The 9,265-nt window shown below is 69.0% G+C and carries 8 protein-coding genes and 1 tRNA gene; 1 reads left to right on the forward strand and 8 read right to left on the reverse strand.

The features are described from left to right. Positions 1-359: 359 nt before the first annotated feature. Positions 360-444, reverse strand: a tRNA-Leu gene (locus tag EXE46_RS15585). A gap of 218 nt (positions 445-662) precedes the next feature. Here EXE46_RS15585 and EXE46_RS15590 point away from each other — a divergent pair. After that, on the forward strand, positions 663-1,223 hold the full coding sequence (locus EXE46_RS15590) for a DUF420 domain-containing protein (RefSeq protein ID WP_137689263.1): 561 nt from the start codon (positions 663-665) through the stop codon (positions 1,221-1,223). A 42-nt stretch (positions 1,224-1,265) separates the two neighbouring features. Here EXE46_RS15590 and EXE46_RS15595 read toward each other — a convergent pair whose 3' ends face one another. From EXE46_RS15595 to EXE46_RS15625, 7 genes are all read right to left on the reverse strand, one after another. Continuing rightward, positions 1,266-1,967, reverse strand: a complete 702-nt coding sequence (locus EXE46_RS15595; RefSeq protein ID WP_137689264.1) for a halocyanin domain-containing protein — start codon at positions 1,965-1,967, stop codon at positions 1,266-1,268. Between the two features lie 124 nt (positions 1,968-2,091). Next, positions 2,092-3,591: an amidophosphoribosyltransferase gene (purF, locus tag EXE46_RS15600; protein ID WP_137689265.1), complete on the reverse strand. Its 1,500-nt coding sequence runs from the start codon at positions 3,589-3,591 to the stop codon at positions 2,092-2,094. A gap of 115 nt (positions 3,592-3,706) precedes the next feature. Continuing rightward, the gene (locus EXE46_RS15605) at positions 3,707-4,099 is read right to left on the reverse strand and encodes a DUF5820 family protein (protein ID WP_137689266.1); all 393 of its coding nucleotides are present in this window, start codon (positions 4,097-4,099) and stop codon (positions 3,707-3,709) included. Positions 4,100-4,178: 79 nt separating this feature from the next. Further along, the gene (locus EXE46_RS15610; RefSeq protein ID WP_137689267.1) at positions 4,179-4,529 is read right to left on the reverse strand and encodes a type II toxin-antitoxin system PemK/MazF family toxin; all 351 of its coding nucleotides are present in this window, start codon (positions 4,527-4,529) and stop codon (positions 4,179-4,181) included. After that, positions 4,526-4,903, reverse strand: coding sequence for a helix-turn-helix domain-containing protein (locus tag EXE46_RS15615; protein WP_137689268.1), 378 nt, complete (start codon positions 4,901-4,903; stop codon positions 4,526-4,528). The genes EXE46_RS15610 and EXE46_RS15615 overlap by 4 nt, the downstream gene beginning before the upstream one ends. A 106-nt stretch (positions 4,904-5,009) precedes the next feature. Then, entirely contained in the window at positions 5,010-7,229 is a 2,220-nt protein-coding gene (gene rqcH / locus EXE46_RS15620) for a ribosome rescue protein RqcH (protein ID WP_137689269.1), read from the reverse strand. An 81-nt stretch (positions 7,230-7,310) separates the two neighbouring features. After that, entirely contained in the window at positions 7,311-9,038 is a 1,728-nt protein-coding gene (locus EXE46_RS15625) for a tRNA uridine(34) 5-carboxymethylaminomethyl modification radical SAM/GNAT enzyme Elp3 (protein WP_137689270.1), read from the reverse strand. Between the last annotated feature and the right edge of the window lie 227 nt (positions 9,039-9,265).

Genomic DNA, 9,265 nt, shown 5'->3' on the forward strand with positions numbered 1-9,265 from the left:
GAGGACCACCGACGAGGCTGGGGAGGTGTGAGGCGCTGTGCGGTGCCGTGCGGAGTGGGACTCAAAGGGGCAGCCGGGGGGGGGGCGGCGCAGACGACGCAAGCACCGCAGTGAGTGAGCGAAGCGAACGAGCGAGGAGCGCAGCGAGTGTGCGCCGCCCCCCCCGGCTGGGGCTTTGGAGGTGTTCGCCGCTGATCCGTTGTAGGCTATTTATAAATGTGCGACTGGGCCATTAGAGGTGTTCACGACCACAGCAGTCCGATCGTAGTCGCCACTCATCGCGTAGCGGTCGAAAGGAATTGTGCGTGGGTGCTGTCGTGTAGACAACACCGGCATCGTTGGGGGTGTGCCCCGAGCGATGCGTGGGACCGGATTTGAACCGGCGGACCTCTACAGGACAGCGCCCTCAACGCTGCGCCGTTGGCCTGGCTTGGCTACCCACGCTCGCGGTGTTCTGTCGCGTCTCCACGTACCCTTCCCCTAATTAAAAGCCCTTCCATTTGGCGGGACCGTGGCGGCGTTTCGCAGACCGCCGGGCACCGGGGGGCGGACGCCGGACCGCCGCCGCGACTCGGCGACCGCAACCGGGAAGCGGCGACCGCAACCGGAAGGCGGCGACCGCAACCGGCACGCGTTTGGGGGTCGCGCCCGATCGCACGGACATGTCCGACTGGGCCCGCGAGAACGTCTCCGTCCTGACCGCCGTCGCCTCCGGCGTCGCGCTCGCGCTCGTCTTCGGCGCGGTGGGCGGCGTCATCCCGAGTTCGCTGCTGCCGCGCGCGAGCGACGCCGTCCTCGCCGCGATCCCGCACTTCAACGCCGCCGTCTCCGCGGCCGCCATCGCCACGATCCTGCTCGGCTGGCGCGCCATCTCCCGCGGGAACGTGACGCGGCACCGGAACTTCATGGTGACCTCGTTCGCGCTGTTCGCCGCGTTCCTCGGCGCGTACCTCTACCGACTGATCCACGTCGGCACCACCGAGTTCCCCGGGCCAGAACTGGTTTACTCGTACGTCTACCTCCCCTTCCTCGCGGTCCACATCCTGCTCGCGATCGTCTGCGTCCCCTTCGTGTTCCACGCGCTCCTGCTGGCCGCGACCCGCCCGTACGAGGAGCTGTATCACACGCGACACTCGCAGGTCGGATTCGTCGGCGCGGTGTTGTGGCTGGTCTCCTTCACGATGGGGATCGGCGTCTACCTGCTGCTGTACCACCTGTACTGAGCGGAGAACAGTCGACTGACCGCAGCGAGGCGAGCGAACCGGCTACGCGTTCCGCTCGGCCTTCTTGTGCGCCGCGTAGAACAGCGGGACGAGCAGCGCCCCGGCGAAGCCGAAGCCGAGCGCGAGCGTCCCGATGTCGGTCGCGGAGAGGCCGCCGCCTCCGGAGCTTCCCCCGCTGCCTCCGGAGCCGCCCTCACCGCCTCCGGAGCCGCCCTCGCCGCTTCCGGACCCGCCCTCGGCCTGCGGGTCGACGAGGTCGTCGTCGACGGAGCCGACGGCGACGACGCCCTTCATTCCGACCGCTTGGTGCGGGCCGCAGTAGTAGTTGAACGTGTCCCCGTCCGCGGCGTCCGCAAACGTGTACTCGAAGGTGGTCCCCTCCTCGCCGACCGCCGACCCGCTGTCGAAGGTGTCGTCGTTCGCGACGACGTTGTGGTTGCCGCCCGCGCCCGTCCACTCCCAGACGACCGTCGCGCCCGGGTCGATGAGGATCGCGGCGGGACCGAAGCGGAGGCCGTTCTCGCCGGCACCGACCTCGACCGTGACCTCGTCTTGCCCGCGGTAGTCGTGGGTTCCGTCGTAGTTGCTGACGCCCTCCAGCCAGCCGTCGTACTGCGCGGCCGCGGTCCCGCTTCCGGCCGCGACCCCCGCGGCGACCGCCGTCCCGGCGGCCCCGGCGCGGAAGAACCCGCGGCGGCTCATCGACGCGGCGTCGTCCTCGGCGGCGTCGGCGTTCCGTGTCATGTCTCCACGTCTGACCGTGAGCGTATTTAAGCCCCCGATACGTCCCGAGCGGTCGGACCGACGCCGAACGTGTGCGGGACCGAGTTCGAAAACGGCGCGCCCGCCGGTCGGCCGCCGACCGCCGCTATTCGTCCGCCGGCGTCGCGCCAGAGACCGGCGCGTCGACGTCTCGGTCGGTCGCCTCGCCATCGACGTCGAAGGGGTACTCGCCGGTGACGCAGCCGAGACAGAGGTCGGCGCGGCTCTCGCCGAGCGCGTCCGCGACGGCGTCGATGGAGAGGTACGACAGCGAGTCGGCCCCTACCACCTCGCGGATCTCCTCCGTCGAGGCGTCGGCCGCGATCAGCTCTTCCCGGGTCGCCATGTCGATGCCGAAGTAGCAGGGCGCGAGGATCGGCGGCGCGCCGATCCGGAGGTGGACCTCCTCGGCGCCCGCCTCGCGGACCAGCTCGACGAGCTGCGTCGAGGTCGTCCCGCGGACGATGGAGTCGTCGATGATGGTGACCGACTTCCCCTCCACCGTCGATCTGATCGGGTTCAGCTTCAGCCGGACCGCGCGCTCGCGCTCGTCCTGCGTCGGCATGATGAACGTCCGGCCGACGTACCGGTTCTTCATCAGTCCCTCCGCGAACTCCACGCCGCCGTCGTCGGCCGCCCGCGGCTCCCCGTCGGCGGTCGTCTCGCCCGCGGCGTCGGCGTAGCCGGACGCGAACGCGCGCCCGGAGTCAGGCACGGGCATCACCACGTCGGACTCGACCCCGGACTCCTCCCAGAGCTTCCGGCCGAGCTTCCGGCGCACCTCGTAGACGAGGCTCTCGTCGATGACGGAGTCGGGGCGGGCGAAGTAGACGTGTTCGAAGAAACAGTGCGCCGTCGACTCGCGCTCGACGAGCTGATACGTGTCGTAGCCAGTGCCGTCGGGGTCGAGGACGACGAGTTCGCCCGGGCGGACGTCGCGGATGAGTTCCCCGTCGAGCGTGTCGATGGCGGCCGACTCGCTGGCGATGACGTAGCCGTCGTCGATCTTCCCGAGACACAGCGGGCGGTTCCCGAGCGGGTCGCGCACGCCCAACACGGTGTCGTCGTGGGTGATCGCCAGCGAGTAGGAGCCGTGGATGCGGTTCATCGTGTGTTTGACGGCGCGCACGAGGTCCTCTTCGAGGAGGTTTCGCGCGAGGTCGTGAGCGATCACCTCGGTGTCGCCGTCGGAGGTGAACGCGTGGCCCGCGGCCGCGAGCTCCTCGCGCACCTCGTCGGCGTTGACGAGGTTCCCGTTGTGCGAGAGCCCGAGCGAGCCGGACTTGAACGACACCGAGAACGGCTGCGCGCAGCTCTTGTCGAGGCTGCCGGCGGTCGGGTAGCGCACGTGGCCGATGCCGGTGCCGCCCGACAGCGACTCCAAGTCGCCCGCCTCGAACGCGTCGCCGACGAGCCCGCGCTCGACGTGGCTGTGCTGTTGGAACCCGTCGTGCGTGACGATTCCGGCCGACTCCTGGCCGCGGTGTTGGAGCGCGTACAGCGCGTAGTACAGCGGTCGCGCGGCCTCCCGGTCCGCGAGCGAGACGCCGACGACGCCGCACTTCTCTCTCGGTTCGTCGCCGCCGTAGTCCCCACCGGCGTTCATGTACGCGAGGGTGGGGCGGGCGGCGATAAAAATCCTCGTGTTCGTGGCGTATCGCTCCTCTACTCGCCCCGAATTATACGTGATCGTGGATAGTATTCGCGAGATTCCGGGGCGGTCACGCGATGTCCTCGCCCCCCACGAACTCGTCGAGACGCGCGAAGTACTCCTCCCGCGGCACCTGGTAGGCACCCCGGTAGTCCACCTCGCCCGCGACGAACCGCTCCGCGACGTCGACCGCGCCCGCGGCGCCCGCCTCGCGGCTCTCGTGGGTCTCCGCGACGGCCTCGATCTCGGGCTCCAGGAAGAGCACGACGTGCCACTCGTCGGTCGCGTACTGTCCGGACCCCGGACGCGCGTCCCGGGAGCCGTTCGTCAGGTAGATCGTCGGCAGGCATTCGTCCGGGAGGTCGCCGCTCCCGAAGACGTCGGGACGGTAGACGAGGATCGCCCGCCCGCCGGGCTCCTCGTTCCACACGCGCCACCCCTCCGGCAGCGATTCGAAGGCCATAGGCAGAGTCAGGGGCGGAGGCTTGAAAGGGTCGCGTTCGGAGGGGAATCAACTGTTTGAAGGTTGGTTCGGCGTCCACTCACCGGATCTCCGCGGCTAGTTCGGCGGCGGCCTCTGCGACGATCTCGTCTCGGAGTCGACCCTGCCAGAAATCGACGTCCGCCCTGTCGATCGACTGAACTCCCCACGGAACGATCCGACTCTCCGCCGGCGTTCCGCCCCTGATCCAAGCGTCCGCGGGAATCTCGATCAGTCCGTCCATCCACGACCGGGTCGTCAGGGTGAGCACGATGTACTGGTCCCCGTGGAACGGGCGTCCCTCGTGGTTCGAGAGGATCAGCCACGGTCGCCCGTCCTCACCGCTTTTGAACGGATCGGCACCGTACACGACATCACCGCGTTCGAAAGTCGGCGTGTTCGCGCCGCTCACTGCCCGCCGTCCGTCGTTTTGCTCGGATGTGGTTCGTCCGGTGCGTGTGTACGCCAAGACTCTCTGTCCTCTCCGCCGAGTCGGTCGTTGAACAGCGCTGTCGCGCGCTCGTATCCGTCGTAGGCCCGGAGTCGATCGTCGTCGTCGCTCACCGCCCAGTACGTCGCCTTGTGTTCGACGAGCCCGCGCTCCTTCAGCCGTGAGAGGGCCGTGCTGACCGTCCCGTCCTCGAGATCGATCCGGGAAGCGATCTCGCGGGCCTCGAACGCGCGATCGTCGTGTGCGGCGAGGAAGCCAAGGACCCGCTGTGGGGCCGACAGCTCCGCGAGGTCGTCTTCGCTCGCGTTGTCGAACGTTTCGCGGTCGATCGACATCTCGTCCCGATGTAGTGTGCGTGCCGTTATGAGTGTTCGCAGTGAAAACGATGAACTGGAAGTGAAAAGCGAGCCGGGGGCGAGACGCCCCCGCTAGCGACGCCTCTCAGTCGACGATGTCGGACCCGCCCGGCGGGAGGAATTCCTGAAGCTGGTCCGCGCTCGCCACCTTCCGCACGAACGACTGGTCCGCGAACCGCTCTTTCAGGTTCCGGTACGCCATCATCGCGGCGTCGTTCTGGGCGTACATCCCCGGCTCGAAGGTGACGGTCGCGGCCGCGCGGTCGGCGATCGCCGACGGCGGCCCGCCGATGGCCCGGGTGACCGGCTCGCACTGGACGCCGACGGCGATCCGGCAGGGAACGTCCTCGAAGTAGGTGCGGTCGCCGCGGATCACGAAGCTCCCCTTCTCGATGTACTCGCCGCTCTCGGGGGTCTTCGACACCTGATCCGGCTCGACCATGTACGCGTCGCCGGCGCCGCGGCCGTCCTTCCAGTCCGAGGAGTACGAGACCGCGAACTGTGCGGCCTCGCGCAGCGTCTCCTCGGAGAAGTCGACCGGGTCGGCCGACTCCGACGGTCCCGACGCCTTCAGGAGCGTCACCGGTCCGCCGTGCGCCTGCGTGTGGAAGAACCGGTCGTGTTTGCCCATGTATTTTTTCACCAGCTCCTCGTTCTGGTCGGCGTTGCGCCCGCCGATGACGAGGTAGCCGGTCGACGTGTGGAACCAGCGGAACCGCTCGAACCAGTCGTCCGGGCTCCGGATCGGGATCGAGGAGCGCGAGAGCCAGTCGGTCTCGTACTCCTCGCCGTCCTCTTCGGCGTCGCCGTCGCCGTCACCGCCGCTCCCGTCGTCGGCCGCCTGCTGCTCCTCCCACTCTTCTTTCCGTTCCTTGACGGCCTCCAGCTCCTCGCGGGTGGACTCGATCGCCTCCTTCGCGCCCGCCTTCTTCTCCTCGACGCGCTTCGCCTCCTGATAGAGGCGGTCGGCGTTGACCTCCACGCCCTCGCTCGCGTCCAGCTCGACGCGGGTCGTCCCGCCGCCGTCGCCCCCGTCGGCGTCGCCGGTCTCCTCGTCGAGTTCGACCGTCACCGTTCCCTCGCCGCCGTCGACGTCGACGACGGCCGCCGCGGCCGGGATTCCGCGCTCCGCCCCGGCGTCGAGCGTCTCTTCGATCTCCGCCCACGGCACCTCGTTCTCGCGGGCCTTGCGCACCGTCGAGAGCACCTCGTCGACGAGGTCGTAGTTCGCGTACAGCAGCTCGGCGCGTTCCCGCTCCGCCTGCGCCTGCTCCTCGAACCCCTCGATCGCCCCCTGTTGCTGTTCGATGATCCGCTCCTGTTTGGCGATCTCTTCCTCGAAGTCCGGGCGGGACGCGTCCGCGTCCGCCGGCGCCTCGCCGTCGTCGGTCTCCTCGTTCGCGAGCCGATAGAAGTACTCGTCGACGGCGGCATTAAAGGAGTCGAAGCCGACGCTCGGCAGGCCCTCGTGCTCCGCGAGCGGGAACGGCGTCACGTCGACGACGCGGGGGTCGCGGTCGCCGTCGGCCTCGCCGCCTCCCGCGTCGCCGGACAGATCCTCCTCGTACACGCGCGGGTCGACGTCGCCCGAACGGAGCCGCTCGTCGATCCGGGCGAGCGCGTCGTGGAGCGCCCGGAGCTGGTCGTCGGTCGCCTCGTCGATCGGCGTCTCCTTCGGCACGCCGGCCCGCGTACACACCTCCTCGGCGTACAGTCCGCCGAGGTTCAGCTGCGTGGCGAGGGTCCGCACCACGTCGCTGTCCGACTCGCGCATGTGGCGCTCGAACCCGCCGTAGCTCACGTCGAGGGGGTTCAGCCGGGAGGCGGGGTACTCGTACTGCGAGCCGGGCGCGACCGTGCGGGACTTCAGTCGGACGGTCGAGAGCGCGCCGATCACCTCGCCGGTCTCGTCGAGCGCGGCGACGTTCCCCTGTCCGAACAGCTCCGCGACGAGCGTCGTGTTCTGGTCCTCGCGCTCGAACTCGAAGGTGAGGATGCGGTCGAACTCGTACTGCTCGACGCCCGCGAAGTCGGCGCCCGACAGCCGGTTCCGCAGCATCTTCGCGAAGTTCGGCGGGCGCCCGGGCGCGTCCGCGACGTTGTCCGGGTCCGCGACGTGCGCCCGCTTCACGTCGCCCACCTCGATCATGAGCTCGACGCGGCCGCGGTCGAAGTCGCGCAGCTTCAGCCGGAGCAGGTCGTCGTCGTAGAGGTACGCCTTGTCGACCTTCGCGCCCTCGTACCGATTGAGCTCGGTGACGAGCGCGGCGAGGTCGATGCTCGACAGCTCCCGCTTCTGGTCCATACTCGAAAGAGACCGCCGGGCCGGAAAAAGGCGTGTCGTTGTGAGCGCGGCCGAGGGGCTGGCGGTCGGCCCGGGCGACGCCTACAGCCGCTTCGAGACGTACGGCCCGTCCTGTCGGTAGCCGAGCTTGTTCCGGTAGTACTCGCGAGCGCCGATCCCGGAGATGACCGCGTTCTTCTCGTAGCCCGCGTCGCGAGCCAGTTCCTCGGCGCGTTCGAGGAGCCTCGTGCCGTACCCCTGATGTTGCCAGTCGCCGTCGCCGCCGATGCCGACCTCGTTGCCGTACACGTGGAGCTCGCGGACTAAGGCGGCGTCTTCGAGTTCGGGACGGATCGGGTCGCTCTCGGTGCCCGGGGCGCCGGGCTGGCCGGGGGCGAACGAGGGGAACCGCAGCCGGCAGAAGCCGACGAGCAGGTCCCGAACCGGGTCCTCGAAGGAGATGAAGTGTTCCGTCCCGCCGCCGGCCTCGTAGGTCAAGACGTCGAGTTCGACGTCGTCCGGGTTCGGATCGGCGTCGTTGTGCCCGACTTCGCGGGCGCGGACGTCGCGCTGGACGATCCCCTTCTCCTCCGCGCGTTGGGCCGCGAGCTGGCGGAGGTTCGACTTCTGGACGCCGGCGTCGATGAAGTCCGCGGGGATGTCGCGCTGGACGCGCTGGAGCCGCGTGTACTTCGGGATCAGGTCCATCACGTCGGCGACGAGGTCCGCCGCCTCCTCGCTCGTCAGCGGGTCGAAGTCGTCGCGCCGCCACCGGTCGTACACGCGGGTTCCCTCGACGACGAGCGTCGGGTAGATCTTCAAGTAGTCGGGCCGCCAGTCGGGGTTGTCGAACAGCTGCCGGAAGTCCTCCAGACACATCTCCCGGGTCATCCCGGGCTGTCCCGGCATCATGTGGAAGCCGACCTTGAACGCCGCGTCGCGCAGGCGGCGGTTGGCGTTCCGGCTCGCCTCGTTACCGTGGCCGCGGTGCATCTCGCGGTTGATCCGCTCGTAGGTGGTCTGGACGCCGACCTCGACCTTCGTCCCGCCGAGATCCAACATCCGGTCGATCTGCTCGGGGTCGCACCAGTCCGGCTTCGTCTCGAACGTCGTCCCGATGTTGCGGATCGCGTTGGTCTCGTTTTCCGCGATCACGTCTTCGAGGTACTCGAACTCGGTCGCGTCGGGGTCCGGTGCGAACGACTCGCCCTCCGCCGGCTCGGGCTCTTTGTCGAGGTCGTAGTCGTTCATCGCCTGGAGGGCGCGCTTGACGAACCACTCCTGGTAGTCGTGCGAGCGCGCGGTCATCGTCCCGCCCATCAGGATGAGCTCGACCTTGTCGACCGGGTGGCCGATCTTCCGGAGCTGTTCGAGCCGGAGGGTGACCTGACCGTACGGGTCGTAGTCGTTCTGCTCGCCGCGGGCCGCGGCGGGCTCGTGGCCCGTGTACGACTGCGCCGAGGAGAACTCGGAGGCCGGGCCGCCGGGGCAGTAGAGGCACTTCCCGTGCGGGCACAGCTCCGGCGAGGTCATGATCGCGACCGGCGAGACGCCCGAGGCGGTCCGGACGGGCTTGCGCTGGACCACTTCGATCACGTCGTCTCGGGCCTCCGGCGGCGCGTGGTCGAGTATCTCGGTGTTCTTCGGCACCTTCGGGGAGCCGAACTCCGAGCAGGCGTCGAGCTTGGCGCGTTCGAGGTCGTCGCGCTCGATCTCGCCGTCGAGGATGCGGTCGACGAGGTGTTCGCAGGTCCGGACGAACGCCTCGGGGGTGTCGCTCCCGGAGTCGGCGTCTCCGGACTCGGCGTCGCTCGCCGCGTCGGTACTCATTACCCACCGATCCGCGGGTTTCGGGGTTAAGCGTGTCGCACCGATACTCAGAAGTATTTTTGTGCGTCGCCTAGCGGTGCGCTGAGACGAACGCCACCGAAGCCCCAGCCGCGAGGGCTCGCGCGGCTCGCTGCGGTCCTCGTCGCTCGCTTCGCTCGCTCCTGTGGTCCTTACTGCGCCGTGCTTCGCCCTCGCGGCTGGGGCTTCGGTGGCGTTCGTCTCAGCGC

The sequence above is a fragment of the Halorubrum sp. GN11_10-6_MGM genome, from assembly GCF_005435165.1.
Lineage (GTDB): Archaea > Halobacteriota > Halobacteria > Halobacteriales > Haloferacaceae > Halorubrum.